Below are 26,746 nucleotides of genomic sequence, written 5' to 3'. Positions count from 1 at the left end.
TAAATCATGTCAGAAGCTTTGTAGCAATAACATATGATACGCATACCAGACTCTGTTTTCAACCTGCCGGCTCATCTGTACTACAAAAAAATTCCCCAGGAGGAACCCTGGGGAGGTGGTTATTTGCTTTCCTGCATATCTGCAAGATGTTCAATATAATGCTGTACATTCTGGGCGGCGATACTGCCGTCTCCAGTTGCAGTGACAATCTGGCGCAATGTCTTGTTGCGCACGTCGCCGGCTGCAAAAATACCTGGTATGGCTGTTTCCATTTCATCATTTGTTTCCACGTAACCGAGCGCATTCAGTATGCCCAAGCCTTCAAATGGTGCTGTCAGAGGCTTCATGCCGACATATACAAAGACACCATCTGCTTTATAATCATACTCGGAACCGGTATTCTTATCGAGCAGTGTCACGCTTTCAACACGGCTTTCGCCATTGATGGACTGGATTTCCGTATCCCAGATGAAATCGATCTTATCGTTTTTGAACGCACGATCCTGAAGGATCTTCTGCGCACGCAGCTGATCCCTTCTGTGGACAATCGTCACTTTGCTCGCGAATTTGGTCAGGAAGACGCCTTCTTCCACTGCGGAGTCGCCCCCACCGATGACGACCAGTTCCTTCTCTTTGAAGAATGCCCCATCACATACAGCACAGTAGCTGACACCACGGCCGCCGAGCGTATCTTCGCCTTCGACACCGACCTTCTTGTATTCGGCACCCGTCGCAATGATGACCGCACGCGTGTGAATCTCTTCACTGCCTGTTTTCAGTACTTTGATTTCTCCATGGTCTTCAATGGATTTGATATCTCCATATTTATATTCGGCACCGAATTTCTGAGAATGCTCGAACATTTTAGTGGATAGTTCCGGTCCTGTAATGAAGTCGAATCCCGGGAAGTTCTCCACTTCTTCAGTGTTTGCCATCTGTCCGCCCGGCATGCCGCGTTCCAGCATGACCGTTTTCAGGTTGGCACGGGAAGCATAGACAGCAGCTGTCATACCTGCCGGTCCTGCGCCGATGATGACAACATCATAGATATTTTCTTCAGTCATGAGACAAAACTCCTTTTCTTCTATATCGACTCTAAAATATTATACAGAAATTCGAGCCGTATTTCATTAAATCTGCCTGACGGCTTCAAGTGCCTTGTTCAGCCGGTAGAGGCTCGTATCGAAACTGTCGACGAGCGACCGCTTGCTGATCTTTCTGCCGCGCTGGTGGAAGTATAGGGTGGCGGCTGTGAATGCACTGATGTCCTCAAGTTCCACCTTGCTGTCGTACAGCGTATGGAACGTCTCTATCCATGCCAGCTGGTCATCCTCATCTTCATAGCCTGCCTGCGTCATGGCTTCGAGACCTTTATGCATGCGCCCGAGCCGGACCAGTTTCAGGCCCTGGAATAGAAATGAAATGTAGAGCTTCTCGTAATCTTCGAGCGCTTCGATGGTATCCCATACTTCATGGCCGAGTATGGCGTCGCGCGGTACAATATTGTAAATCTTGTACAGCCCGAGCAGTCTCCTGTACGGATCATCATCCTTCAGGTACTCCGTTTCCAGTTGTGTGATGCGTGCTGTCGCTTCATGGCGCTTCCACGGGCTGTGCATTTCACTTACCTGGTGGAATGTCTGCATCTTATCCCAGAACATCCGCGACTCCTCGACTTTGCCGATATGGTAGCTCGCATGGCTCAGTGCATGCAGCAGCTGGAAGCTGATGAATACCTGATCCTTGTAGAGTGGATAGAGCAGTTCGTAGGAGCGCGCATGCTGCTGCAGGAAATTGAGTACCAGACCGACTTTGAACCTGGCATCGTCATCAAGCGGCTGGACGACTTCGAGCTTTTTCAGGAAAGCCCGGTACTTCTCCTCTTCCCCTGTATGATAGTAGAGCAGTGTCATATGACTCAGTGCATGCATATCCGTCCGGTCTTCCTTGAGCAGCTGCTCGAGCAGTTCATGCGCCTCTTCGAAGCGGTTCAGGAACAGGGCTGCCATCGCCTTCTGGTTGCGGAACTCCCTTTCCTCCTGAATGGATATGGGAATCGTACTGAGAAAGTCGAGTGCCTCCTCAATACGTGCATTCATGAAGAGATGCTGGAACAGATGCTGACCGGTGAAGCGCGTGGCTTCACGCTCCACTTCATCCTCATCCTGGATGCTCACTTCGAACATCTGCTCGAGCTCTTCATCATACCCGGAATCAGGTGCATACTTTACATACTCCACGCCGAAAAGGAACGCCTTGTTCGGGTCGTTCATGATGATATAGAGCTGGCTCAATATAAAATAAAATTCAGCATCATACTGATGCTGAATGAAGGCGTTTATCAATATATGTTCAGCTTCTGCTCCACGTCCATTTTCAGCAAGCAGGTACGCGTACTGGGAAAGGTAGGCCAGGTTGTTCCGATCGAGCTCGTAGGCCTTCTGAAAACTTTTCAGTGCCGCATGCTTCTTATTCTGTTCAGTTTTTTTCAGTCCCTGATTAAAATGGAACTCTCCATTCTGTTCAAAGGGAATCACTTTCCTATTCATTATTCCTACTCCTTACTATAAGCGGGTTGCCATAGCAGATTGAATGATCGGGAACATCTTTTGATACGACGCTGCCTGCACCAATGACTGCATGATCTCCGATGACCACGCCCGGCAGAATGGTGACATTCGCACCGACCATGGTATCATGCCCGATGCGTACATCTCCGACCCTGTACTCATCCACCAGATATTCGTGCGTCAATATTACTGTATTATAACCGATTATACTGTTTTTGCCAATGTGGATGCGCTCCGGATACATCAGATCCGGCATGGCTTTGAAAGCAAGCGAAACGTTCTCTTCAAGCTTCATTCCGAGCAGTCCTGCATACAGCCGATGCTTCCATATCGTCGAAGGACAGTATCGACCAAGCTCAATTATAATGAAGTTTTTAGCGACTTTGAACCTCGACACCGTACGATACATATGCCAGAGCGGGTTTATTGCACCCGCTTTTATCCTCTTCACTCTTCTCATCCATCATCTTCCTTTATAGACGCCTTCTGTTTCCCCATACTTCGGCAGCTTGTACTTAATGCTGCGGTAGATCCATACCGCCAAAGCGGCAACAATCAGCAGAATTGAAATGAACTGGGCTGTACGCAGGCTCTCGCCGATCATCAGACTATCCGTGCGCATGCCTTCGATGAAGAAACGCCCTACAGAATAGTAGATCAGGTAGAGCAGGATCGTCTGCCCTATTTTCAGCTTCGGACGGATCAGTATCAGCAGGACGAAGCCGATGATATTCCAGACCGATTCATACAGGAACGTCGGGTGGTAGTATGCACCATCTATGTACATCTGGTTGATGATCCAGTCAGGCAGCAGAAGGGAATCAAGGAATTCACGAGTCACTTCGCCTCCGTGGGCCTCCTGGTTCATGAAGTTCCCCCAGCGTCCGATCGCCTGGCCCAATATGATGCTTGGTGCGGCAATATCAGCAAGTTGGAAGAAGCTGAAGCCCTTGATGCGGCTGTAGATGACACCAGCAAGAAAACCGCCGATCAGACCACCGTGGATGGCCATCCCGCCTTCGTTCACCATGATGATGTCAATCGGGTTCTGGCTGTAGTAGTCCCACTGGAAGACGACATAGTATAGTCTTGCACAGACAATGGAGGTGATGATGATATAGAACATCATGTCCATGAACAGCCCTTCAGGCAGTCCTTTCCTGTCTGATTCCCGGTTGGCGAAAAAGTAGCCGAGCAGCATGCCTGAGGCAATGATGATGCCGTACCAGTATATGTTGAGCGGTCCGAGTTCCAATGCGATCGGACTGAATGGTGGTGTACTATAGATCATCGATCATTCCTCCGTTGACTTGAATCTGCCGGTTCAGCCTATCGTTGAATTCCTGGGCAGCGTCATATCCCATATGCTGCATGCGGTGGTTCATCGCGGCCACTTCTATGATGCCTGCCAGGCTTCGGCCCGGCCGGATCGGAATCGTCTTCTGATCGATCTCGGAATTGAGGATGCGCATCTTCTTCTGATCCAGACCGAGGCGCTCATATGTCTTGTCGGACTCCCAAGGTTCAAGGCTGACATTCAGCATGACACGCTTTTCTTCGAGGATGCTGCCTGCACCAAAAAGGGTCATGACGTTGATGATGCCGAGCCCGCGTATTTCGAGCAGGTTTCGGATGAGCGGTGGTGCCGATCCCATCAGTACATTTTTCGATACTTCCTTGATTTCGACATTATCATCCGCCACAAGACGATGACCGTTCTTCACAAGCTCAAGGGCGGTTTCACTCTTGCCGACGCCGCTTTCACCGGTGATCAGCACACCGATGCCGTATATGTCGACCAGCACACCGTGCATGTTCGTCTCAGGCGCCAGTGCCTTCTCAAGAAAGTTCGACATGCGGCTGATGAAGTTTGTTGTGTTGTCTTCCGTGACCAGCAGCGGGATATGCGTCTGGTTGCATGCCTCGATCAGTTCAAGTGGAGCTCCGAGGTTGCGTGTCACAATAATGCATGGCGTCTCTTTGCGGCATAGACGTTTTGAACGGTCCTCACGTTCCTCCTCTGTCAGCATACGCTCAAAGAAGGAGGACTCCGTCATCCCGAGCACCTGTACCCGGTCGGATGAATAGTGGGAGAAATAGCCGGCCACTTCAAGTCCGGGCCTTGATACATCTATATTGACAATCTCCTTATCGATGCCTTCGTTACCGGAGATGATCTTCAAATTGAATTTATCTATGATTTTCTTAACTGTAAGCATTCCGTCACCTCGGTGATTTGTTACCTCAACTATAAAGAAACAAAAAATCATTTTCAATATATCGGGTTGTAAAGATGGATCATTTCATGTGCATTTGGTTTTTTATTCACACCCCAGTCACATTTGGTTATGTATGATAGACACAGAAATGAAGAAAAACCCTGCACTCATGCAGGGTTTTCAGCTACTGCCATATTTTCATCAGCTGCGGTGCAGTGTTACACTGCCGAACTTGGTACCCACTTCAAGAAGCATCGCCTTGTCATCCGACTGGTTGACAAGCATGAGTTCCTTGAAACCGATATCCTGGGACTTCATGAATCTGACATCCAGATCAGGCGGATAGTTGATCTGCCCGACGACTGTACTCAGTCTGCCTTCCAGTGCACGGCCATGCGGCACATTGATATTGATGCTGCCCATATTTGCATTGATGGTCGCAGATTCCGTGTGCTCCTGGAGTGAGATGTTCACTGAACCGTTGGATGAAACAGTGACATCCTGTGCATTGAGCGTCTCGGTATTGACGGTACCGAGCATCGAAATCATTTCAAGGGCACCATGTGCCCCTTCTCTTACATCGATGTTGCCTCTTGAAGTACGCACGAATGCATTATTGCTGGAAACAGCATCGAGCTCGATATTGCCGTTCAGCAGGTCGACTGTCAGATCGCTGAACTCCTGGCTTTCGATACTGACATTGCCGTTCGATCCGGATACGATCAGACGATTGATGATGGATGGATTGATCTGAAGTTCCACATTGACCCGCGCCGTCCGGATATCGGAAAAGATGAGGAGTTCATCGTTCTTCACTTCGCAGATGATGTCCTGGAAGTAGTTCCTATCATTATCCAGCTTGCGGTAGAATGGTGTCACTTCGAATTTTGCAGTGGTCACCTTGTCTGTCGGCACCACTTTGACATTGCCGTTCGTAATGTCGATGGATACATTGGAGTAGCTGTCTTCGACTGTCTCGATCAGTCGGTTTTTCGAACCTTGTGTGAACATCGAATCGATGGTGCTGTTCTTGACTCCGTCGAATGCTTTTTCAAAAGTCTTGTAGAGCTGTGCCGTCTGCTTCTGGCTCTCCATTTTGTTCTTGACCTGGTTGAACGCTTCGTTGGCCTTGTCGCTGTTGACATATTTCTGAAACTCATTCACGAACTGCTGGAAAACATCTTTCGGTCCGTCGCTGGTCTGGCGCCGGCTGCTCTTGCGTCCGGCACCTGCCTGCTGGTGGGAAGTCTGGTCCTGGTCCGACTTGGACTCCATTGCGTCCAGCAGGCGCAATGCCTCTTCGGATGTGATCTTTCCTTCTTCCAGCATTTTTAAAATACGGTCTTTGTTATCCATTTCAATCCCCCTGATGGTTTCTATCCAACCATTTTTTTAGATGATAGCCTGTGTAGCTGTCCGCTTCTGCCATGATTTCCTGGACGGAACCATTCACAACAATCGTGCCTCCGCCATCACCACCTTCAGGACCAAGGTCGGTAATATGATCTGCCACTTTGATGACATCCAGATTATGCTCGATGACAATGACGGTGTCACCATTGTCGACCAGCCGCTGCATGACGGTGATCAGCTTGCCGATATCCTCGGAATGCAGTCCTGTCGTCGGTTCGTCCAGTATATAGAGCGACTTCCCGTCAGAACGCTTATGCAGCTCGGAAGCCAGCTTTACACGCTGTGCTTCCCCACCGGATAAGGTTGTGGCAGGCTGTCCGAGACGGACGTAGCCGAGACCGACATCGAGCAGTGTTTTGAGCTTGCGCTTGATCTTGGGCATGTTTTCAAAGAAATAGTACCCTTCCTCCACTGTCATTGCCAGTACATCTGCAATGCTGTTATCTTTATATTTCACTTCCAGTGTCTCTCTATTATAACGCTTTCCATCACATACTTCACATGGTACGAACACATCCGGCAGAAAATGCATCTCGATCTTGATGATGCCATCACCTCTGCAGGCTTCACATCGACCACCCTTGACGTTGAAGCTGAAGCGGCCCTTCTGATAGCCGCGTACTTTTGCTTCGTTGGTCTGGGCGAACACGTCGCGTATATTATCGAACACACCCGTATATGTTGCCGGATTGCTTCGCGGCGTCCGACCGATCGGGGACTGGTCGATATCGATGATCTTTTCGATATTTTCAGCACCTTTGATCTCCTTGTGCTCACCTGGTATATGCTTGGATTTATAGAGTTTAGTATGCAGACCCTTGTACAGGATTTCATTGATCAGTGTACTTTTGCCTGAACCTGATACGCCTGTGACGACATTCAGTACAGACAGCGGAATCTTGACGTTTACGTTTTTGAGATTGTTTTCCTTGGCGCCTTTTATTTCGAGGCTGCGTTTCATATCCGGCTTCCTGTATGCTTCAGGCAGCGGAATCTTCTTCTTGCCGCTCAAGTACTGGCCGGTGATGGAATTGTCATCATTCATCACTTCTTCAGGTGTCCCCTGTGCCATGATCTGGCCGCCGTGTTCGCCGGCACCCGGACCGATATCGATCAGGTGGTCGCTTGCGAGCATCGTATCTTCATCATGCTCGACGACGATGAGCGTATTGCCGAGATCACGCATGTCCTTCAGTGTACTGATCAGGCGGTCGTTATCCCGCTGGTGCAGACCGATTGAAGGTTCATCGAGAATATAGAGCACGCCGCTCAGCCTGGAGCCGATCTGGGTGGCCAGACGGATGCGCTGGGCTTCGCCGCCGGAAAGGGTTCCGCTGCGACGATTGAGCGTCAGGTAGTCGAGGCCGACGTTGAAGAGAAAGGTCAGACGTTCATTGACTTCCTTAAGAATCGGTGCGGCAATCTGACGGTTCTTCTCGGACAGTTCCAGATTGCTGAAGAACTGCAGCGCCTCTTTGACAGGCTCATCGACTGCTTGGCCGATATGGCGGCCATCGACTTTGACTGCCAGCGCTTCTGCATTGAGACGGTAGCCGTCGCACGTCTTGCACTCGATCTCCCGCATGTATCTGCTCATGACATCCCGTGTATACTCCGAAGGGCTTTCCTTATATCTGCGCTCGATATTGTTGATGATGCCTTCGTATGGCATCTTGCGTGTCCGGGCAACCCCGTTGTTCTGGTTGAAGGTATAGCTGATCATCTCACCTTTTGAGCCGAACAGTATGATATTCTTCTCTTTCTTTGTCAGATCCTTGTACGGCTTCTGCATATCGATGCCGAAGTGGTCGCACGTCTGTCTGAGCAGTGTCGGATAGTAGTCCGAACTGATCGGCTGCCATGGGTTCAGTGCCCCTTCCTCGAGTGTCAGTGAAGGATCCGGAATGACAAGTCGCTCATCCACAGCCATCTTCATGCCAAGGCCGTCACAGTCCGGGCACGCACCATAAGGTGCGTTGAATGAAAAGAGCCTCGGTTCCATCTCTGAAATGGTGAATCCGCATTCCGGACAGGAGAAGTGCTCGGAGAAATGCATATCCTCACCATCGATTACATTGACAGTGACATTCCCTTCACCTTTTTCAAGAGCAGTCTGCATCGAGTCGCTGAGACGTGCTTCGATGCCTTCGCGTACAGCCAGACGGTCGATGACGACATCGATGCTGTGCTTCTTGTTCTTCGTCAGTTCTGGAACAGACTCGATATCATGCATTTCATCATCGACGATGACACGTGCATAGCCTTCTTTCGCAAGCTGTTCGAAAATCTTTTCATGCATCCCTTTCCTGCCGCGTACAATTGGCGCAAGCACCTGGATCTTGGAGCGCTCGGGAAGCGTCATGACCTGGTCGACCATCTCCTGTATGGTCTGTGACGTAATCTCTATTCCATGGATCGGACAGTATGGTGTCCCGGCTCGTGCATAGAGCAGACGCAGGTAATCATAGATTTCGGTGATTGTCGATACTGTCGAACGGGGGTTGTTGCTTGTTGTCTTCTGGTCGATGGAGATGGCAGGAGACAATCCTTCAATCGAATCCACATCCGGCTTCTCCATCTGTCCGAGAAACTGCCTGGCATAGGCGCTCAATGATTCGACATAGCGCCGCTGCCCTTCAGCATAGATCGTATCGAACGCAAGCGATGATTTGCCGGAGCCCGACAGCCCTGTCATCACAACAAGCTGGTCCCTTGGAATATCGACATTGATATTTTTGAGATTATGCTGTCTGGCGCCTCTGATGCTGATATTTTTATTTTTCAAAAATGATCACCCTTCTGCTTTCAGTTCAAATAATGCATCTCTCAGTTCCGAAGCGGTCTCGAAGTCGAGGTCTTTTGCTGCCTGTTTCATGTCTGCTTCCAGCTGAGTCATTACCTTTTCTCTTTCCTTCTTCGTCATCTTGGCTTTTTTGCGTTTGCTGCCCGCCTTTTCATCCCTGTCTTCCTTCACTTCGACTTCTGCACTGATGGCATCCCGGATCTCCTTCTGGATGGTCTGTGGTGTGATGCCATGGGCTTCATTGAATGCCATCTGCGTTTCGCGTCGCCGCTGTGTTTCGTCAAGGGCATATCTCATGGAGTCGGTGATCTTGTCACCGTACATGATGACGTGGCCGTTGCTGTTACGTGCGGAACGTCCAATGGTCTGGACGAGGGAACGGCTCGAGCGCAGGAACCCTTCCTTGTCGGCATCAAGTATTGCAACGAGTGATACTTCAGGAATATCAATGCCCTCACGAAGCAGGTTGATGCCGACCAGCACATCATAAGTTCCCATGCGCAGTTCACGGATGATTTCGATACGTTCCAATGTCTTTATTTCAGAGTGCAGATACTGCACTTTGATGCCCGACTCCTTCAGGTAAGCGGTCAGGTCCTCGGACATCTTCTTCGTCAGCGTCGTAATGAGCACCCGCTCATTCCTTTCGGTACGTGCGACGATCTCTTCAAGCAGATCGTCTATCTGATGCTCGGATGGACGCACATCGATTGTCGGGTCCAGCAGACCCGTCGGCCGGATGATCTGTTCGACCATCTTTTCGGTATGCTCCATTTCATATGGGCCTGGTGTTGCGGATACATAGAGCAGCTGCTGTGCCTTCGATTCGAACTCTTCGAACATGAGCGGACGGTTGTCCAGTGCACTCGGCAGTCTGAATCCATGGTCGACCAGCACTTTCTTCCTTGCCTGGTCACCATTGTACATGCCGCGTATTTGCGGGACTGTCACGTGGGATTCGTCTATCATGATCAGAAAATCATCAAAGTAGTCGAGCAGGGTATAAGGCGTTGACCCCATCGGACGCAGCGTGAGGTGCAGCGAGTAGTTCTCGATGCCTGAACAGAATCCCATCTCCCGCATCATCTCAAGGTCATAATTGGTCCGCTGCTCAAGACGCTGTGCTTCAAGCAGCTTGTTATCATCACGCAGAATCTTGAGCTGGGATTCCAGTTCCTTCTCGATCCGTTCGATGGCCACCCTCATCTTCTCTTCACGTGTAACAAAGTGGGAGGCCGGGAAGATTGCAAAGTGCTCCCGTTCCGCCATCACTTCACCTGTCAGATGGTTCACTTCCCGGATGCGGTCGATTTCATCGCCGAAAAATTCGACACGGATGCACTGCTCATCCCTTGAAGCTGGAAATACTTCCACTATATCTCCCCTTACCCTGAATGTTCCCCGTCTAAAATCAATATCGTTGCGTGCGTACTGGACATCGACCAGCTTGCGCAGAAATTCATTGCGGTCCATCTGCATGCCGACCCGCGCGCTGACAACCATATCCTTGTACTCTTCCGGATTACCGAGACCGTAGATGCAGCTGACGGAAGAAATGATGATGACATCATCCCGTTCAAAAAGCGAACTTGTCGCCGAGTGGCGCAGCTTGTCAATTTCATCATTGATCTGTGCATCCTTCTCGATGAATGTATCCGTCTGCGGCACATAGGCTTCCGGCTGGTAGTAGTCGTAATAGCTGACGAAGTACTCTACCCGGTTGTTCGGGAAAAACTCCTTGAATTCGCTGTACAGCTGGCCGGCAAGGGTCTTGTTATGCGCGATGATCAGCGTCGGTTTGCCGACCGCCTCGATCACCTTGCTCATCGTATATGTCTTTCCGGTACCTGTCGCACCGAGCAGTGTCTGGTGCCTGTTTCCGGATTTGATCTGTTCTGTCAGTTCTGCTATCGCTTTAGGCTGATCGCCTGCTGGTTTGAATTTGGAAACGACTTCGAATTTTGCCATTCAACTCTTCCCCCATTTTTTACTCACACACTATTCTACCAAAATAAAAATAGAAATAACAAACATTTGTTCGGTTATTTCTATTCTTCATCTATTTGATCTACTTGGAATATTTCCACCAGCATATAGCCGATGACTATGGACAGGGCATCAACAAAAATGACCCATTCCGAATGATAGAACCCTCGATATATCGATACGCCGAAAATGACGAACGTCAATAGGACGGCAATGAACTTGTTGCGTGTCAGTCTTGCAAAGACCACAACAGTAACCGCTGGAACGACCATCGCCATCATATACCAGTAAAGCGTCATTCATCAGATCTCCTTGTCCATGATGGACTCTGTAATGTCCATCAGCTCAGTTTTTGGTATGAAACGCTCTTTCAGCATGTCTGTAAGTATATTGTCGAGAAAATCCTGGACGCAGACAAGATGGGAGAACTTTTTGATGGTGATCAGCGACATTTCGTATATTTCGAAAAACAGAGGCTCCGGATTGCGTTTCTGGATTTCACCGAAGGATTCATACAGCAGATCGATCTTGTCTGCTACCGACAGGATCTGTCCTTCCAGCGTACCATCCTTCCCTTCCTGCAGACGCTTCATGTAGATTGCCTGGTATTCAGGCGGGAACTCCTCCTCGATGAAGCGTGTCGTCATGCTTTCCTCCACTTCCTTGAACAGCATGTTGAGCTCTCCGGAAGCATACTTGACCGGTGTCTTGATATCTCCTGTGAATATTTCAGGATAATCATGATTCAGTGCTTTTTCGTAAAGACTTTTCCAGTCGATTTCACTGCCATGATGTTCTTCCACTGTTCCCAGATACTGCGCAATCTTTGTCACTTTAAAAGAGTGCGCCGCAACATTGTGCTCCTGATATTTGAATTTACCAGGACACCGGATCAGTTTCTCAAGATCGTTCAGACTTTTAAAATACTGGTGAACACCCATTAGGACTCCTCCTTGACGTAATTTATATAGTTATTGATCAGTTGCTGCTCCACTTCGCCGATATAGGCTCTGACAATTTCACCTTCCTGGTCTACAAAGAAAGTGGTCGGCATCAGATTGGTCTTGAGTGCATCGATCGATGCAGATTCGTCTGTAAATTCATATACCGGATACTGGACATCGAATTCCTCCAGAAAGGCATCCCTGTTGGATGCTTTATCGTCCACATTGATGCCGACGACTTCTACCGGTTCATTCTCATGGGACTGGTGGTATGCATTCAGTTCCGGCGTTTCCCTGCGGCATGGATCGCACCATGAAGCGAAAAAGTTGATGACAGTCACTTCATTGGATCGAATGATCGATTCGAGAGATTCGGAGTCATTGATGACACCTTCCACCTGCTCCTCCATTATATTCATACCGACTGCGTGGTGATTGTCACGTCCTTCGGAATTCTGCAGCGTTTCGAGAGACTGGTCTCTGAGCCCCTCTTCCGAAATATTGATCACCGCGGCTATACCTGCGCCGACGAGAATGAAGAATGCAGCGAGTACAAGTACTATAATGATATTTTTCATTTTCATCCTTCAACAAACCTTATTATTTATTTAGCCTAGTTTAACATAACATCTCGATGCTTACATTGTTCAGACATGCAAAAAAGGCCAGAACAGAGTTCTGACCTTGAAAGATTTCATATATATTAGTATCTGAAGTATCCGTCGACTGTACCATGTACATAGCTTACTGCGCGCTGTCCAACACCTGCTGATGGGTTGAGTGCATCAACCATCTGGCCGTTGCCGATGTAGACACCAACGTGTGATCCACCATTGAAGAATACAAGGTCACCCGGCTGCGGGTTTGAAACTTGTGTGCCAACAGACATCTGAGCTGCTGCAGTTCTTGGAAGGCTCTTGCCTTTGTATGCTTTCATGAACTGCTGTGTAAATGCGGAGCAGTCCACTGCTGTTGCAGAGTTGCCGCCATATACATAGGATTTGCCGGCTGCTACGGAGTGTGCAACTGCTGCTGCGTTGCCACCAGTGGAAACTTGCTGAGCCTGTGCCTGCTCTGCCTGACGCTGTTCTGCCGCTGCCTGTTCAGCTTGACGCTGTTCGATTCTTTGCTGACGTTCAGCTTCAGCCTGTTCTGCTGCACGTTGTTCAGCCGCACGCTGTTCTGCTGCTCTTTGCTCTGCTGCCGCTTGTGCCTGCTGGTTATTATTTTGTGCTGCTGGTGCAGATGGCTGCTCCTGGACAGTTTCTACAGTTTCTTCAACTGCTGGTGCTTCCTCAACTGCTGGTGCTTCCTCAACTGCTGGTGCTTCTTCAACAACTGGTGCTTCCTCAACTGCTGGTGCTTCTTCAACAACTGGTGCTTCCTCGACTGCTGGTGCTTCTTCAACAACTGGCGCTGCGCTTGCAGCTACAATCAATGTTTTGCCAGCGTAGATCAGGTCAGAGGAGAGGTTGTTCCATTCCATGATCTGCTGATAGTCGACGTTGAACTTCTGGCCGATTTTGAAAAGTGTATCTCCTGGCTGAATGAGATATGTACCGTTATCAGTTTCTTCAACTACTTCTTCAGCAGCTTTCTCTTCAGCGTCAAGCTCAATGACGTCTCCAGGGAAGATAAGATCTCCTGAGAGTTCGTTCACTTCTTTGAGGGTGGATACGGATGTACCACTTTCATTTGCCAGACCCCAAAGTGTGTCACCATTCAGTACTGTATATTCTGCTGCAGAGATGTTGTGTGACGCTATGCCTGTAAGTGCTGTTACCGTTGCAACTGATAGCAATGTTTTCTTCATAATAAGTAAATCCTCCTAATTTCCTAAAAACCCTTGATAAAATTATTGTTTATATTATGACCCGACCGGGTACTCTGTCTATTGTTAAGAATGTGTAAATTCATGCCGTCCTGATTACGTTGAACACTATAGCACACAAAAATTACTTTGTGGGGGTTTGTAATCCACTTGTAATATAAACGAAAAGACTGAAATACACTGTAATACTTGCAGGTTTCCCATGTATATAAAAGACAAAACCGGCTGAGCCCAATGCTCAGCCGGTTTTCTTTACGGTGTCCTCACATCCATTAATGCCTATCTGAACACCCATCCGATTCAATCTGTAATATTTCTATTCACCTGTCTGGGAGGAAAGCCATTGCACCACTGCATCCAGTTCCTCTTCATCAGTTACCAGACCCGCTGGCATTCCGTCTCCACCTTCTTCAATCCTCGTACGGATTTCATCTTCTGAAAGTCTGCTGCCGACATCAGTCAGAGCCGGACCACTGCCGCCTTCCAAATTCTGACCATGGCAACCCATGCAGTTGTTCTGCTGATAAACTTCCTGGGCAAGCTGTGCATCCCCTGCAGCTGCACCGGAATCGCCTTCTTCACTGCTTGACTCCTCCTCTGTCGACTCTTCCGTCGATTCTTCTGATTGCTCGGTTCCTGTCTCATCCACGGCATCAGGATCCGTACCTTCATCAGAAGAATTGCCACCACAGGCACCAAGTACGAGCACCATTGCAAAACTCATAAGTATCCAAAACTTCTTCATCATTCATTCTCCTCTGCTGGTTTGATTGGAAAATTTCAATACATCGTATGTCTCTTATACACGGCATCATAATTGCATACCCTGGATGCAGGCATGCTTGCTGCTGATGAACTTCATTTACGGCATGATAGAAACATCCTCCGGTGATGATTTCAGCTTATAATAGCACCATACCCCAATTCACGAAGCATTCAAACCATATCATGGATATTTAATGAAAAATCCCGTGACTGTTCTGGACGTGTTCGTTCCTCGCATCCATAGAATAAAAATTGCCCGTCCCCAGGAGGACAGGCATCTGCACTTCTAATTCTCATCCATTGTAGACCGTAGGTAGGCATCGATGAATGGGCTGATGTCTCCGTCCATCACTTTATCCGTATTGCCGCTTTCCACATTGGTACGGTGGTCCTTGACCATGGAATAAGGGTGGAATACGTAGGAACGTATCTGGCTGCCCCATCCGATCTCCTTCTGCTCGCCTTTGATTGCATCGATTTCGGCCTGCTGCTCTTCCAGCTGGCGCTGGTACAATTTCGATTTGAGCATCGTCATGGCCTGCTCCCGGTTTTTGATCTGTGAACGCTCGTTCTGGCATGTAACGACGATGCCGGTTTCGTGGTGGGTGATGCGGACTGCGGAATCGGTTGTATTGATGTGCTGTCCACCAGCACCGCTGGCGCGATATGTGTCGATGCTGATATCTTCAGGTTTTATTTCTATCTTGATATCCGTATTTTCAAACTGGGGCGTCACTTCACATGATACGAAGGAAGTATGCCGCCTGCCTGATGAATCGAATGGAGAGATGCGCACCAGACGGTGGACACCTTTCTCCGCCTTGAGCAGCCCATAGCTGTTGAGTCCCTTGATCAGCAGTGTCACACTTTTGACGCCTGCTTCATCCCCGGACTGGTAGTCGAGCGTCTCCACTTTGAAGCCCTGCTGGTCGGCATAGCGCTGATACATCCTGAGCAGCATCTGTGCCCAATCCTGTGATTCTGTGCCGCCTGCTCCCGGATGAAGCTCAAGGATGGCATTCAGTGCATCATGTTCACTGTTCAGCAGAATGTTCAGTTCAAATGCCTCAATTCTCGCCTTGACCTGATCGACATTCTCCTCGAGCGTCAGATGCATGTCTTCATCGGTCTCCTCTTTCAGCAGCTCGTACGATACTTCGATATCCTCTACTGCCGCTTCGATTTCACGGAACTCGTCGACCACTTTTTTCAGATTGTTGTTGCTGTCGATGACCTTCTGTGCCTCTTCCTGGTTGTTCCAGAAGCTTGGATCGGCCATCGTCTCTTCATACTCACGAATCTGAGTCTCTTTTTCCTCTAAGTCAAAGAGACCCCCTGAAGTCATCGAGCTTCCCGTGCATATCCGCAATGAAGTGTCTTATCTCATGCAATTCCATAATTATCCCTCTTTCGTCTATTTACCGTGGCAATTTTTATATTTCTTTCCTGAGCCGCATGGGCAGGGGTCGTTGCGTCCGATGCGCATTTCCTTCTTGACCGGACCCTTTTTGACCTTTTCCTTGCTGTCTCCAGCCTGCATTTCGCCTTTTGAGATGACCTGTTCCCGCTTGATCTCCTCATCGGACTTCACTTCCGTCTTCAGAACATATCTGGCAGTATCATCTTCGATCGACACAAGCATGTCCTCGAACATCTGCAGACCTTCATTCTGGTATTCACGCAGCGGGTTGATCTGTCCGTAGGAGCGGAGATGGATGCCTGTTCTGAGCTGGTCCATGCTGTCGATGTGCTCCACCCATTTCTGGTCGATCGTACGCAGCATCATCATCCGTTCGAACAGTCTCATTCTTTCCGTACCGAGCTTCTCTTCCTTCGCCGACAGTTCATTATCGACCTTACCGAGAATCAGAGCAGCAATCTCTTCATTCTCGCGGCCTCTGATATCGGTGATTTCGATGCTTTCATCAGAAAGATACGTATCTTTGACCGTCCGGATGAACTGCTCGTAGTCCGTCAGTTCCTCATCATCCAGTATATAGTAGCTGACCGTACGCTCGATGGAAGACTCTATCATGCCCATGAGCTGGTCGCGGACATCTTCCTTGTCGATGATTTCATTTCTTTCCTGATAGATGATCTCCCGCTGGCGTCTCAATACATCATCATATTCAAGCAGTCGTTTACGGGCATCGAAGTTGTTGCCTTCCACCCGCTTCTGTGCAGATTCGACCGCTCTTGAGATCATCTTCGATGTCAGCTCCTCCTCTGCCATGCCGAGGCGCTCCATCGTATTCTGCATGCGCTCCGACCCGAAGCGTCTCATCAGATCGTCTTCGAGCGACAGGTAGAACGTACTGACACCGACATCTCCCTGACGTCCGGAACGTCCGCGGAGCTGGTCGTCTATACGTCTCGATTCATGGCGTTCGGTACCGATGACAGCGAGACCCCCGGCCTCCTTGACACCATCGCCGAGTTTGATATCCGTACCACGTCCGGCCATATTGGTCGCGATGGTCACTGCGCCCTTATTGCCGGCGTTGGCAATGATCTCGGCCTCTCTCTCGTGGTTCTTCGCATTGAGAACGTTATGACGGATACCCTTCTTGCGCAGCATCTCGGAAATGTACTCACTGGTCTCGACTGCTACTGTACCGATCAGCACCGGCTGTCCGTTGCGGTGGCGCTCGACCACTTCTTCGACAACATGCTTGAATTTATTCTCCTTCGTCGAGTAGATCTTGTCCGTATGATCGGTTCTGGCAATCGGGCGGTTCGTCGGTATGACCGTCACCTTCATATTGTAGATGTTCAGAAATTCCTCTTCCTCGGTCTTTGCTGTACCCGTCATGCCGGAGAGCTTGTTGAACTGCCTGAAGAAGTTCTGGAATGTGATGGATGCCATCGTCTTCGATTCGTTCTGGATATCCACGCCTTCTTTTGCTTCGATTGCCTGGTGCAGACCATCCGAGAAGCGGCGGCCGCTCATCTTGCGTCCAGTGAACTGGTCGACAATGACGATCTTTTCATCTTCCACGACATAGTCGATATCGTTCTGCATGGAGAAGTGTGCCTTCAGTGCCTGGTTGATATGGTGGAGCAGATTGACATGCTTCACATCATACAGGTTGTCCACTTTGAACCATTTCTCGGCCTTTTCCATGCCTTCATCATTCAGCTGGATATTCTTTGTCTTGATATCATAGGTGAAATCTTCATCTTCCTTGAGCATCTTGACGAATTGGTTCGCCTGGATATACTGCGTATTCGACTGGTCGGCCTTGCCTGAAATGATCAGTGGTGTACGCGCTTCATCGATCAGGATGGAGTCGACTTCATCAATGATGGCATAGTTCAGTTTTCTGAGCACACGGTCCTTCTTGTATGTGACCATGTTATCCCGCAGGTAGTCGAAGCCGAGTTCATTATTCGTCGTATAAGTGATATCGGAAGCAAATGCCTCCCGCTTCTCTTCGCTGTTTTTAGCATTCAGATTCAATCCGACGCTCAGTCCGAGGAAATTGTATAGTACCGACATCTCCTCCATCTGTGTGGCGGACAGGTATTCATTGACTGTGATGACATGGACACCGTCGCCCGTCAGTGCATTCAGATATACCGGCATTGTCGCGGTAAGCGTCTTACCTTCACCTGTCTTCATCTCAGCGATGTCGCCTTTATGCAACGTAACGCCCCCCATGATCTGAACCGGGTAGGGTTCGAGACCGAGGGTACGCTTTGCGGCTTCTCTGACAGTTGCAAATGCTTCCGGCAATATCTCATCGAGCAGCTTATCCTGCTGCTTTTCATCTTTGGCCTCACTGATTCTGCTTTTGAATTCATCCGTTTTCGCCTGCAGCTGTTCATCGCTGAGTCCGGCGAATTCTTCTTTATAGCTTTCCACTTTATCGGCAGTCTTCCGAAGAGAGCGCAGCTCCCGTTTATTGCCGTCGTAGACTTTGTCCAAAATACCCATGGATTTCTCTCCCTCGCTATATCTCACTGTTAATTCATCTAATAATAATAGCACTAAACAGGGTAAAAATAAAACGAATCGCCATCATGGCAAAACCCTGACTGCATGCAGTCAGGGTTTTCTGTCGCCTATTTCTAAACAGGCTTTCTAATTTGTTTCAATCAGGCCGTACTTGCCATCATTTCGTTTATAGACAATACTTGTGCCTTCGGTTTCCCTATCGTTGAAGATAAAGAAATCGTGACCAAGCATATTCATCTGCAATACTGCCTCTTCGGAATCCATCGGTTTCAGCTGGAACTGCTTGGAACGCACAATGTCCATTCCTTCGTCAGTTTCCTCTTCAGTCGTACCACTGGCATTTGCCTCGAGCGCTGCGAAGAATTCCTGCTCAGGGTTCTTTTCCCTGAATTTACGGTTGATCTTCGTCTTATGTTTCCTGATTTGCCTCTCCAGTTTGTCTATGACCAGATCAACAGTAGCATAGAGGTCATCGTGCCTCTCTTCCGCTCTTAATGTAAGGTCCTTCATAGGGATTGTAATTTCGGTCTTCGCCTTCTTGTTACTGTAGGTCTTGATGTTGACGTGGGCGTGTGTATTTGGAGCATTTGTGAAGTAACGTTCCAGCTTGCCCACCTTCTCCTCAATGTGGTTTCTGATTGCATCTGTTACCTCAATATTTTCTCCACGAATTTCACATCTGATCATGATGAAACCCCTCCTTGAGTACGTTATTCTTCCTAGTCCCATTATACCAAAATCCTCAGGCTTTTGAAAACGTTAACACGTCGATAGCAGCAGGCCTGAAAGCGTGGAGCTTCTCCATCGCCTGATGGACTGTGATCCCTGTTGTGTATATATCATCGACAACAAGGATGCGTCTGCCTTCGATTCCAGCCGGTCTACTGATGAAGAATGGGTTCTCCTGTCGACTTCTGTCGTTTTTGCCAAGTTCCGACTGGCGCTTGACCCTGCTGGTCCCGAGCAGTTCTTCGTACTGGATGCCTTTGGCATCAAGCACCATCGCCGTCTGGTTGTATCCACGCTCCGTCATGCGCTGAGTGGAAATGGGAATTGGAGTGATTACATCATATTCCCCATAGTGGCCCGGCAGAAACATGGCAATTATTTCCGCCAGTGCACAGTCGCCCATGAACTTGTAGCGATGGAACAGCATTTTGTTCATTTCATGGTAATCGAGCAGACATGTCGTCTTCCCTGGAGGCTGATATCGTTCCAGAAGAAATAGGCAGTCGAGGCACTCCACCTCCTCATCCGACATTCTCCGGTGGCAGGAAGCGCAGCGCCGGCCAGGCCGCCAGACGGAAATCTCCCTGCGGCATTTTTCACACAGCGGTACCTGCTTGCTGAACAGATTGACGATGTCCAGCTGGACCGCAAGCGCTTCATGGCAGCAGTAGCAGATCATGCATCCACCCGTGCTGCATTGAATTCGCGGATCGTCCTGAATGTGCGGCGGATACCGTCCGTCTGATAGTGGGCGAAGAACCAGATGTTCCCCACCGGGTCGGTCTGTTTTCTGCCGACCCGCCCGCACATCTGTATCAGGCTTTCCATATTGAATCTTTCGGCATGCACGATGATCGCATCCAGTCTGTCGAAAGTGACACCCCGCTCAAGAATCGTAGTCGTCAGAAGTACTTTGATCTCCTTATTGCGCATCTTTTCAACCTTGTGGTTTCTTTCAGGATCACCGCTATGGACGGCCGCGGACTCGGGGAACACTTCATGTATCACTTTGAACAGCGCCTCCATCAATGAAATCTCAGGAACGAAGACCAGCACGAACCTTTCAGCATCAAGAATATCCCTGATAAGGTTCATCAGCTTCTTCGGGGCTCTGTCCCGGCTGATATCTCGTCTGATGTCATGCCAGACCATCTTCGGCATGGTCAGATCATGGCCGTGGTATCGTCTTGGCAGTGTAATGACACCATCCTTCCCCACTTCCCGGATCAGCTGTCTGGATGGTGTCGCCGTCATGAATATCAGGGTTGCTGCACGGGTCGAAGCGCGGCGGATGGCCTGCATGAGGATGGGATCCTCCGGTAATGGAAAGGCATCCGTCTCGTCCACGATGATGAAATCGAAGTGATCGATGAAATTGAACAGCTGATGCACCGTACACACGGTGAATTGGTAGTCATGGACCTGTTTGACACCGTCATACATCAGATCGATGCCACTCGACACGAATGCCTGTCCGAGCCGGATATGCACCTCCTTCACCACATCTATTCTCGGGGAGATGAAAGCAACATTCAACCCCGCCTCACGTGCCCATTCTATGCTCTGAAACGTCATCTCCGTCTTTCCCGCACCCGTTACAGCATAGAGCAGCAGCGATCTGCCTGTCTTCAGTGCATCCATGATACGGTCTGAAGCATAGGCCTGCTGACTGCTGAGCTCGAAATCGAGCGTATATGGACTGGCAGTCTTCCTTCTTACAGTCGGGTTGCATCTGAGCGGCGTCATGCTGTCGGAACGCCCAAGGTTGATGCATTTCATGCAGTAGGTCACCCGGCTCCCATCGAACGGTGCGTCGTAGCTGTAGAAGTACTTTTTTGATGTGTTGCCGCATCGATGGCACAGCGGCCCTTTCACGTCCACTCCAGCTGTTCTATATATGGCATCTCCTCTATGATCCAGTATCATCAATTGCCTCCCTGCTTAATAATAATAAAAAAAGACGCAGCAAAAATAGCTGCGTCTCCACCTGTCATTCAATATTCCGTGTCCACCTCATAGGTGGTGTAGCCGAGACCGAGCGCACCCTCACCAAGATGCGTCGCAATCACCGGACCAAAGTAGCTCAGTCTGAAAGTGATCCCGGGATACTGCTGTTTCAGACTGTCCATCCATCGCCGGCCCTCTTCTTCAGCGTTGCTGTGGATGACCACAGCTGTAACTGGCTTGTCTTTATGAAGCGCCATTTCTTCAGCGAAAACTTCCTCCACCCGTTTCATCGCCTTCTTCTTCGTCCGTATCTTTTCGAATGGTACGATTCTGGCTGATTCGAATTCGAGAATAGGCTTCACTTTGAGCAGACTGCCGATCAGTGCCTGTGCATTCGTCAGGCGCCCACCTTTCTGAAGGTTCGACAACGTATCCACTATGAAATATGCATTCGTATTCTTGCGCCGTTTCATTTCCTCAAGCTGGCCCAGAAGATCATCAAGCGGCATCCGGTCTTTATTCTGTGCGGCGTAAAGCGCCAGGAAACCCTGGACATAGCATGCGATTTCGGAATCGATTGCGTGGACTTCGATGCCCTCCACACTCTGTCCTGCTGTCATTGCACTCTGGTATGTACCACTGATCTGACTTGAGAGATGGACACTGATGGCATCGGTATAGCCTTCCTCCCTCAAGGATTCGAGCAGAAGGATGTAGTCGCCGATCGATGGCTGGCTCGTTCTCGGCAGCTCCTCCATTTCGCGCATCCTGTCGAAAAAGGTGTCATTGTCAATATCTTCATCCTCTTTGTATGACTGTTCCCCGATGATGACATTCAGCGGGATGGTACGAATATCGTACTTTTCTTTCAATCTTCCTGGAAGATAGGATGTTGAATCCACTACTACCGCAATTTTCATACTGCTTCCTCCAATTTCACCATTCACACTCAATATTCAGTTTACTACACCCCTATCGATTCCGTCCATGTGTTACTATATTTTCTAGAGGTGAACATACATGGAACAGCAATATATGAACAGAGTGGATGCAACCACCGAAATGGTCATCAGCAAATCGAAGTTCATCGCCCATATCGCGCGTACGGAGACGGAGGCTGCGGCAAAGGCCTTCATCGATTCAATCAAGCAGGAGCATAAAGCCGCCAACCATAACTGCAGTGCATACATCATTACACAGAGTGCGCTGATACAGAAAGCCGATGATGATGGTGAACCTTCCGGAACCGCAGGTGTGCCGATTCTCGAAGTGCTGAAAAGGGAGGGCCTATATAACGTAACAGTCGTGGTCACCCGATACTTCGGCGGTATAAAACTCGGTGCAGGCGGTCTGATCCGGGCGTATTCAGGCAGTGCGGCGGACGCTGTCAGCGCGGCGGGCAAAGTAGTGGAGATCGATGTACTGCCGTACAGGATCACCATGGACTATACGTATACGAACCGCTTCGAGCATGAACTCGAAGGATCGGACATCACCATCAAGGACACCGCCTATACGGACAAGGTTACCTATACAGTACACGTCAGGCAGAATGAAGCAGATCAGTTTCTGGCACGTGTCCAGGAAATCACAAAAGACACTTTCAGCCTGGAAGCATTGGACATGATCCGGGCCGAAAGTGCCGTGGAATAACTATAGGAAAATACGGTGGAACAGCCGCCTGGCAAAATCCAGCACCGGGCGCCGATTCGTATCGATCAGATTGGTCGCCTCCACAATGATTTCTGTCGTGAGGATGAGCAGCAGTATGATGATGATCGCTCCCGGAATTGTGGAAAGGTAGAGAATGATGCTGGCTCCTGAATACAGTGCCGCAATGAAATAGATCAGCACGACACTTTCAGTATGGGTATAGCCGAGGTTCTGCAGCCGATGATGGAGATGGCTCCGATCGGCCTTGACGAGTGACACATTGCTCCGATACCGTCTCAATGCTGCAAAGAACATGTCTATGAACGGCACCGCCAGTATGATGATCGGAAAGAACAGTGAAATCAATGTAATGTTCTTGAAACCCATCAGGGAGACCACACTGATGATGAAGCCGAGCAGCATCGCCCCGTTGTCTCCGAGGAATATTTTTGCCGGATGGAAGTTGTACACCAGAAAGCCAAGACAGGCGCCGATCAGGATGACGCATATCATCATGACAAAAATATTGCCCTGCAGTATGGTGATGAATCCGATGGTCGATAGTGCAATGACGGATACACCCGTGGCCAGTCCATCAAGCCCATCCACAAGATTGATGGCGTTGATGATGCCGACAATCCACAGTACTGTAATCGGAATGGCCAGAATGCCGAATTCGATCTCCACACCAAAAGGCGTGATCCGGTCGATGACGATGCCATGTGCAACCGGTACAAGTCCGGCTGCAATCTGTCCGATCAGCTTGAGACCCGGCTTCAGGTCATATTTATCATCCACGATGCCGACTGCGACAATGACAATCCCGCCAATGATGAGTGCTTTGTATTCAGCCTCGATCGGGCGGGATATGAGAACTCCTATGGCAAAGGAGATGAGTATTGCCACACCCCCCATGTATGGAATCGGTTTTACATGGACTTTTCTGTTATTTGGGTGGTCGACGAAACCAAATCGCCGACTACCCCATATGAAAATCGGCATCAGAATCAGGGAAATCAGAAACGACACCGTCAATAGGAATAGAGTATACATATCATCACCGTCTTAAATATTTCCAATCCACTATATCACATTCCACTTTATTTATGGTGTGTCCACCCATTTTTGTACATTTATATTTTTCATTGATAGTCGATTCGTTGTATAATTATGTCACTATGCCAAAGGAGATCTACTAATGAAAAGAACAGAGAAAAGACGAATGCACCCAGTACTGAAGGTGCTGATTGCAGTGATTCTGATTTCAGTCATCGTATTTGCCGGAATCGCCGCCTATGTATACTTCCAATTGAAAGGTGCAGCCAACCAGGTGTTTGACGATGAATTCTCCAGTTCCACTTCAGAACTCAGGGAAACGGAAGTCAGCTTCAGAAACCAGGATCCGATTTCCGTTGCACTGTTTGGAACGGATGATGATGAGCTGCGCAACGAAAGCGGAATGGGACAGCGTTCCGATACAATCATGGTTGTTACACTGAACCCGAATACGGACGAGGGGAAGATTGTCAGTATTCCGCGCGATACACAGACTGAAATCGCAGGACGGGGAACTGTCGAGAAGATCAACCATGCGTACGCCTATGGCGGTCCTGAAATGGCAGTGGATACTGTCGAAAACTTCCTTGATATGCCGATCGACCACTTCGTTTCCATCAACATGGATGGATTTACAACCATCATCGATGCCATCGGCGGTGTCACTGTAACGAGCCAGGATACATTCCAGCAGTCAGGCTACCAGTTTACAGCAGGAGAGACATATGAAATGGATGGAGACATGGCGCTCGCATTCTCAAGGAGTAGAAAATCCGAAGGTGCTGGCGGAGATTCCGGGCGACAGATGAGACAGCAGCTTATTGCACAGAGCATTGCCCAGGAAATATTGAGTGTCCAGACAATTACAAACTTCAACTCCATTCTTGATGTACTTTCCAACAATGTAAGAACGGACGTGCCATTCGGTGAATTGAACGCCTTGCGCTCGAATTATCAGGAGCCGGCCCGCAACATCGAACGTCTGACGCTTGAAGGGACGGATCAGAGACTGGATGACGGCCTATGGTACTTCCTGCCGAACGATGAATCCTACAATCAGGTAAGGAATGAAATGCGCCAGAATCTGGAACTGGAATAGTCAGGACAGGAGGAGAGAGTATATGCTCATTGATTTTGTACTCAATATATCAATTACCATCAGCGGCATATACTTGTTCCACCGCCTTCAGTATCTGGAAGACCGCCGGACCATTGATTCCGACATATTCCAGGCGCTGCTGATGACCACCCTGTCGGTGCTGCTGCTCATGGTGCCGATTGAAATCCAAGGGATGGGCTTCAGTCTCTACTTCATCCCACTGCTCATTCTCGTCAAATACAGCGTCCCCTATCTGATGATCGTATCCGTTGGAGCCGTTTTTCTGTTCCATCACCTGATCTTCAATTTCGACTGGCAGCCCTACCTTGTATTTCTCATACTGTATGTGCTGATCATGCTGGTACTGCCGTTTCTCGATTTTCAGAAGCTGAAGGAACTGACCGCAGCAGTCATCCTATTTACAGCACTGTATGGACTGCTCATCCATCTTTTCATCCAGCCGCTTACGCTTTTCCAGGTAACGGTATTCATATCGGCAAGTACAATCGTGATGTTCTTTGCCATGATGATGTATGAGGATATCAATAAGATACTGGGTCTGCTTAAGCGGTACGAGGAGGAGGAATACAAGGATTTCCTCACCCAGCTTGGAAATGTGAAGGCGCTTGATAACAGCACCGAAGAGATGCTCGGCACAAGCAGGACAATCAGCCTCCTGCTCATCGACATCGACAATTTCAGTCTGATCAATGAACAGCACAGCCATGCATCCGGAGATGCACTGATCAGACAGATGGCCCACCTTCTGAACAACTATGTGCCGAATGGCGGCATGCTGTTCAGAAGCAGTGGAGAAGAGTTCTCGATGATCATGCCGGATCTTTCCTTCGATAAGACCGTCAGGCTGGCGGAAGCCGTCCGGAACAGCGTGGAAAGGGCGCATTTTCATATCAGCGACCGGGAAACCGTCCATCTGACCGTGTCCATCGGCATCGCCTATCAGACCGTATCTTCCGATACGAAAGGAATTCTTTTCAAGGAAGCCGACGATATGCTTCATGCAGCAAAGAAGTATGGGCAGAACCGTGTCATGTTCAATCCCATATAAAAACCAGGATTGCGCTTGGCAACCCTGGCTCTAATCCTCAACTGATGAAAGATTACTGAGTGTAATATTCTGATGGGAGTCGTTCCACTTGAGGTTTCCATCCTCGAAGTAGAAAGCCTGTGGAGATTCATGTCTGACACCGAAATGCTCAGCAATATAGTTTGACAGCTTGCGATGGTCCTGAACGACCAGGTAATAGCCATCCATATCCCTTTCATAATGGAACTTCTGAAATTCTTCGAAGGCAGTGGCCGATATCGGACATGTACTACTATGTTTCATAAAAAAGAAATCTTTATTCGTTTGCAACAACTTTTGAAATGATTCAATCGATGTTGTTTTCGTCAGCATTTCATCACCTTCTCATTAAACTGTTAATAACTTATCATTTATTTTTCATTTTAGCAAATCGCGTTCTACATTATGATATAATGACATGGATTGGAGGCATGACATGAATAATCGATCACTTAAGAGATGGACATTTCTGGATACGATCAATGCAGCTCTGCTGATTGTCGTCCTGCTGTTCATGCTCGACTTTGAAAATAACAGGGCAGTATCTTTTATCCTTCTTGCTGTATTTGCTTTCTGGATTACTACTGTAATTCTCAGAAATATCTTCATATCAAAGATCCAGAAGGACCCGAACCACCCGATGCATCCTGGACAGTCCAAAGAACGCAAAGAAAAATAGAGAGCGA

Annotated in this window: 25 protein-coding genes; 4 read left to right on the top strand and 21 right to left on the bottom strand. The window is 48.9% G+C overall.

All coding sequences use genetic code 11. The features are described 5' to 3' along the window. Nucleotides 1-119: 119 nt before the first annotated feature. From trxB to FO441_RS12210, 19 genes are all read right to left on the bottom strand, one after another. Nucleotides 120-1,064, bottom strand: a complete 945-nt coding sequence (gene trxB, locus FO441_RS12300; protein WP_145290732.1) for a thioredoxin-disulfide reductase — start codon at nt 1,062-1,064, stop codon at nt 120-122. A 66-nt stretch (nt 1,065-1,130) separates the two neighbouring features. Then, nucleotides 1,131-2,549, bottom strand: coding sequence for a tetratricopeptide repeat protein (locus tag FO441_RS12295; RefSeq protein ID WP_145290730.1), 1,419 nt, complete (start codon nt 2,547-2,549; stop codon nt 1,131-1,133). Beyond that, nucleotides 2,542-3,030, bottom strand: coding sequence for an acyltransferase (locus FO441_RS12290; RefSeq protein WP_145290727.1), 489 nt, complete (start codon nt 3,028-3,030; stop codon nt 2,542-2,544). Before FO441_RS12290 ends, FO441_RS12295 begins: the two co-directional genes overlap by 8 nt. A 3-nt stretch (nt 3,031-3,033) precedes the next feature. Beyond that, nucleotides 3,034-3,861, bottom strand: a complete 828-nt coding sequence (lgt, locus tag FO441_RS12285) for a prolipoprotein diacylglyceryl transferase (RefSeq protein WP_145290724.1) — start codon at nt 3,859-3,861, stop codon at nt 3,034-3,036. Next, nucleotides 3,851-4,789 (bottom strand): HPr(Ser) kinase/phosphatase, encoded by a 939-nt coding sequence (gene hprK / locus FO441_RS12280; RefSeq protein ID WP_145290721.1) that lies wholly within the window; start codon nt 4,787-4,789, stop codon nt 3,851-3,853. The genes lgt and hprK overlap by 11 nt, the downstream gene beginning before the upstream one ends. 201 nt (nt 4,790-4,990) lie before the next feature. Continuing rightward, entirely contained in the window at nt 4,991-6,145 is a 1,155-nt protein-coding gene (locus FO441_RS12275) for a DUF4097 family beta strand repeat-containing protein (protein WP_145290719.1), read from the bottom strand. A gap of 1 nt (nt 6,146) precedes the next feature. After that, nucleotides 6,147-8,987 (bottom strand): excinuclease ABC subunit UvrA, encoded by a 2,841-nt coding sequence (gene uvrA / locus FO441_RS12270; RefSeq protein ID WP_145290716.1) that lies wholly within the window; start codon nt 8,985-8,987, stop codon nt 6,147-6,149. Between the two features lie 6 nt (nt 8,988-8,993). After that, entirely contained in the window at nt 8,994-10,973 is a 1,980-nt protein-coding gene (gene uvrB / locus FO441_RS12265; RefSeq protein ID WP_145290713.1) for an excinuclease ABC subunit UvrB, read from the bottom strand. Between the two features lie 80 nt (nt 10,974-11,053). Beyond that, the gene (locus FO441_RS12260) at nt 11,054-11,290 is read right to left on the bottom strand and encodes a DUF2198 family protein (RefSeq protein ID WP_145290710.1); all 237 of its coding nucleotides are present in this window, start codon (nt 11,288-11,290) and stop codon (nt 11,054-11,056) included. Nucleotides 11,291-11,293: 3 nt separating this feature from the next. After that, on the bottom strand, nt 11,294-11,932 hold the full coding sequence (locus FO441_RS12255) for a YfbR-like 5'-deoxynucleotidase (RefSeq protein ID WP_145290707.1): 639 nt from the start codon (nt 11,930-11,932) through the stop codon (nt 11,294-11,296). Further along, on the bottom strand, nt 11,932-12,513 hold the full coding sequence (locus FO441_RS12250) for a TlpA disulfide reductase family protein (protein WP_237605485.1): 582 nt from the start codon (nt 12,511-12,513) through the stop codon (nt 11,932-11,934). The genes FO441_RS12255 and FO441_RS12250 overlap by 1 nt, the downstream gene beginning before the upstream one ends. Nucleotides 12,514-12,638: 125 nt before the next feature. Then, entirely contained in the window at nt 12,639-13,748 is a 1,110-nt protein-coding gene (locus FO441_RS12245) for a LysM peptidoglycan-binding domain-containing protein (RefSeq protein ID WP_145290701.1), read from the bottom strand. Between the two features lie 334 nt (nt 13,749-14,082). Then, the gene (locus tag FO441_RS12240; protein ID WP_145290699.1) at nt 14,083-14,511 is read right to left on the bottom strand and encodes a c-type cytochrome; all 429 of its coding nucleotides are present in this window, start codon (nt 14,509-14,511) and stop codon (nt 14,083-14,085) included. Nucleotides 14,512-14,817: 306 nt separating this feature from the next. Continuing rightward, nucleotides 14,818-15,928 (bottom strand): peptide chain release factor 2 gene (prfB, locus tag FO441_RS12235; protein ID WP_145290696.1). Its coding sequence is split into 2 segments (ribosomal slippage): nt 14,818-15,855 and nt 15,857-15,928, totalling 1,110 coding nucleotides; the frame shifts between segments, so codons are not numbered across the junction. A 17-nt stretch (nt 15,929-15,945) separates the two neighbouring features. Then, on the bottom strand, nt 15,946-18,468 hold the full coding sequence (secA, locus tag FO441_RS12230; protein WP_145290693.1) for a preprotein translocase subunit SecA: 2,523 nt from the start codon (nt 18,466-18,468) through the stop codon (nt 15,946-15,948). Between the two features lie 147 nt (nt 18,469-18,615). After that, nucleotides 18,616-19,176 (bottom strand): ribosome hibernation-promoting factor, HPF/YfiA family, encoded by a 561-nt coding sequence (gene hpf / locus FO441_RS12225; protein ID WP_145290691.1) that lies wholly within the window; start codon nt 19,174-19,176, stop codon nt 18,616-18,618. A 55-nt stretch (nt 19,177-19,231) separates the two neighbouring features. Beyond that, complete coding sequence (locus FO441_RS12220; RefSeq protein WP_145290688.1) at nt 19,232-19,897, bottom strand: ComF family protein; 666 nt, start codon at nt 19,895-19,897, stop codon at nt 19,232-19,234. After that, nucleotides 19,894-21,144: a DEAD/DEAH box helicase family protein gene (locus tag FO441_RS12215; protein ID WP_145290685.1), complete on the bottom strand. Its 1,251-nt coding sequence runs from the start codon at nt 21,142-21,144 to the stop codon at nt 19,894-19,896. Before FO441_RS12215 ends, FO441_RS12220 begins: the two co-directional genes overlap by 4 nt. Nucleotides 21,145-21,212: 68 nt before the next feature. Then, a complete protein-coding gene (locus FO441_RS12210) occupies nt 21,213-22,085 on the bottom strand; it encodes a DegV family protein (RefSeq protein ID WP_145290683.1) in 873 nt (290 codons plus the stop codon). A gap of 100 nt (nt 22,086-22,185) precedes the next feature. Here FO441_RS12210 and FO441_RS12205 point away from each other — a divergent pair, with 100 nt between their 5' ends. Continuing rightward, complete coding sequence (locus FO441_RS12205) at nt 22,186-22,818, top strand: YigZ family protein (protein ID WP_145290680.1); 633 nt, start codon at nt 22,186-22,188, stop codon at nt 22,816-22,818. Here the strand turns inward: FO441_RS12205 and FO441_RS12200 are convergent, their stop codons facing one another. Next, nucleotides 22,819-23,871 carry a glycosyltransferase family 4 protein gene (locus FO441_RS12200; RefSeq protein WP_145290677.1) on the bottom strand — a complete coding sequence of 351 codons (1,053 nt, stop codon included), beginning with the start codon at nt 23,869-23,871 and terminating at the stop codon, nt 22,819-22,821. 145 nt (nt 23,872-24,016) lie between these two features. Between FO441_RS12200 and FO441_RS12195 the strand changes: the two genes are divergently transcribed. Both FO441_RS12195 and gdpS read left to right on the top strand, forming a co-directional pair. After that, nucleotides 24,017-24,973, top strand: coding sequence for an LCP family glycopolymer transferase (locus tag FO441_RS12195; protein ID WP_145290674.1), 957 nt, complete (start codon nt 24,017-24,019; stop codon nt 24,971-24,973). A 22-nt stretch (nt 24,974-24,995) separates the two neighbouring features. Then, complete coding sequence (gdpS, locus tag FO441_RS12190; RefSeq protein WP_145290670.1) at nt 24,996-26,042, top strand: GGDEF domain-containing protein GdpS; 1,047 nt, start codon at nt 24,996-24,998, stop codon at nt 26,040-26,042. Nucleotides 26,043-26,072: 30 nt separating this feature from the next. Here the strand turns inward: gdpS and ytxJ are convergent, their stop codons facing one another. Next, nucleotides 26,073-26,393, bottom strand: a complete 321-nt coding sequence (ytxJ, locus tag FO441_RS12185; RefSeq protein ID WP_145290667.1) for a bacillithiol system redox-active protein YtxJ — start codon at nt 26,391-26,393, stop codon at nt 26,073-26,075. A gap of 103 nt (nt 26,394-26,496) precedes the next feature. Between ytxJ and FO441_RS12180 the strand changes: the two genes are divergently transcribed. Then, on the top strand, nt 26,497-26,739 hold the full coding sequence (locus FO441_RS12180) for a hypothetical protein (protein ID WP_145290664.1): 243 nt from the start codon (nt 26,497-26,499) through the stop codon (nt 26,737-26,739). The last annotated feature ends 7 nt before the right edge of the window (nt 26,740-26,746 follow it).

The sequence above is a fragment of the Salinicoccus cyprini genome, from assembly GCF_007713705.1.
GTDB classification, from domain to species: domain Bacteria; phylum Bacillota; class Bacilli; order Staphylococcales; family Salinicoccaceae; genus Salinicoccus; species Salinicoccus cyprini.
The sequence above is the reverse complement of the archived record's forward strand: the minus strand, read 5'-3'. Positions and strand labels throughout refer to the sequence as shown.

Excerpts from the sequence above, each read along its gene's own strand:
- trxB (WP_145290732.1), bottom strand. The coding sequence starts at position 1,064 with ATGACTGAAGAAAATATCTATGATGTTGTCATCATCGGCGCAGGACCG.
- FO441_RS12295 (WP_145290730.1), bottom strand. The coding sequence starts at position 2,549 with ATGAATAGGAAAGTGATTCCCTTTGAACAGAATGGAGAGTTCCATTTT.
- FO441_RS12290 (WP_145290727.1), bottom strand. The coding sequence starts at position 3,030 with ATGAGAAGAGTGAAGAGGATAAAAGCGGGTGCAATAAACCCGCTCTGG.
- lgt (WP_145290724.1), bottom strand. The coding sequence starts at position 3,861 with ATGATCTATAGTACACCACCATTCAGTCCGATCGCATTGGAACTCGGA.
- hprK (WP_145290721.1), bottom strand. The coding sequence starts at position 4,789 with ATGCTTACAGTTAAGAAAATCATAGATAAATTCAATTTGAAGATCATC.
- FO441_RS12275 (WP_145290719.1), bottom strand. The coding sequence starts at position 6,145 with ATGGATAACAAAGACCGTATTTTAAAAATGCTGGAAGAAGGAAAGATC.
- uvrB (WP_145290713.1), bottom strand. The coding sequence starts at position 10,973 with ATGGCAAAATTCGAAGTCGTTTCCAAATTCAAACCAGCAGGCGATCAG.
- FO441_RS12260 (WP_145290710.1), bottom strand. The coding sequence starts at position 11,290 with ATGACGCTTTACTGGTATATGATGGCGATGGTCGTTCCAGCGGTTACT.
- FO441_RS12255 (WP_145290707.1), bottom strand. The coding sequence starts at position 11,932 with ATGGGTGTTCACCAGTATTTTAAAAGTCTGAACGATCTTGAGAAACTG.
- FO441_RS12250 (WP_237605485.1), bottom strand. The coding sequence starts at position 12,513 with ATGAAAAATATCATTATAGTACTTGTACTCGCTGCATTCTTCATTCTC.
- FO441_RS12245 (WP_145290701.1), bottom strand. The coding sequence starts at position 13,748 with ATGAAGAAAACATTGCTATCAGTTGCAACGGTAACAGCACTTACAGGC.
- FO441_RS12240 (WP_145290699.1), bottom strand. The coding sequence starts at position 14,511 with ATGAAGAAGTTTTGGATACTTATGAGTTTTGCAATGGTGCTCGTACTT.
- secA (WP_145290693.1), bottom strand. The coding sequence starts at position 18,468 with ATGGGTATTTTGGACAAAGTCTACGACGGCAATAAACGGGAGCTGCGC.
- hpf (WP_145290691.1), bottom strand. The coding sequence starts at position 19,176 with ATGATCAGATGTGAAATTCGTGGAGAAAATATTGAGGTAACAGATGCA.
- FO441_RS12220 (WP_145290688.1), bottom strand. The coding sequence starts at position 19,897 with ATGATCTGCTACTGCTGCCATGAAGCGCTTGCGGTCCAGCTGGACATC.
- FO441_RS12215 (WP_145290685.1), bottom strand. The coding sequence starts at position 21,144 with ATGATACTGGATCATAGAGGAGATGCCATATATAGAACAGCTGGAGTG.
- FO441_RS12210 (WP_145290683.1), bottom strand. The coding sequence starts at position 22,085 with ATGAAAATTGCGGTAGTAGTGGATTCAACATCCTATCTTCCAGGAAGA.
- FO441_RS12205 (WP_145290680.1), top strand. The coding sequence starts at position 22,186 with ATGGAACAGCAATATATGAACAGAGTGGATGCAACCACCGAAATGGTC.
- FO441_RS12200 (WP_145290677.1), bottom strand. The coding sequence starts at position 23,871 with ATGTATACTCTATTCCTATTGACGGTGTCGTTTCTGATTTCCCTGATT.
- FO441_RS12195 (WP_145290674.1), top strand. The coding sequence starts at position 24,017 with ATGAAAAGAACAGAGAAAAGACGAATGCACCCAGTACTGAAGGTGCTG.
- gdpS (WP_145290670.1), top strand. The coding sequence starts at position 24,996 with ATGCTCATTGATTTTGTACTCAATATATCAATTACCATCAGCGGCATA.
- ytxJ (WP_145290667.1), bottom strand. The coding sequence starts at position 26,393 with ATGCTGACGAAAACAACATCGATTGAATCATTTCAAAAGTTGTTGCAA.
- FO441_RS12180 (WP_145290664.1), top strand. The coding sequence starts at position 26,497 with ATGAATAATCGATCACTTAAGAGATGGACATTTCTGGATACGATCAAT.